Source organism: Hymenobacter agri (genome assembly GCF_054778495.1).
The window spans coordinates 1-517 of record NZ_BAAGZM010001315.1; the positions used below are offsets into that span (position 1 = coordinate 1).

1 pseudogene is annotated in these 517 nt (G+C 68.3%); it reads left to right on the plus strand.

The features are described 5' to 3' along the window. Positions 1-517, plus strand: a pseudogene (locus ACYVDE_RS25990) (peptidase M28 family protein); the annotation flags it as partial.

Consider the following 517-nt stretch of genomic DNA (forward strand, 5'->3'; position numbering starts at 1 on the left):
GCCGCCGCCCGGCCCGACCGCACCGACTCGCTGGCCATGCGCCGGATTTTCGATGAAGCCCTGCTGCGAGGCGAGAGCTATGAGAACCTGCGCTACCTCACCGGCACCATCGGGGCACGGCTGTCGGGCTCGCCCCAGGCCCAGCTGGCCGTGGACTGGGGCAAGGCCACGATGGAAAAAGCCGGCTTCGACCGCGTGTATCTGCAGGAGGTGATGGTGCCGCACTGGGTGCGGGGCCGGCAGGAGCGCGGCGAAATCATTGGTAATAAAGACAAGGGCGTGCGTGTGGCGGTGTGCGCGCTGGGCGGCTCGGTGGGCACCGGCGGCAAACTGAAAGCCGGCGTGGTGGAAGTGCATAGTCTCGAAGAAGTGCGCAACCTGCCCGAGGCGGCCGTGAAAGGCAAGTTCGTGTTCTACAACCGGCCATTCGACGATGCCCTCATCGAGCAGGGAGCCGCCTACGGCCGCGCCGGCGACCAGCGCCGCAGCGGGGCCATTGAGGCCGCCAAGCGCGGCG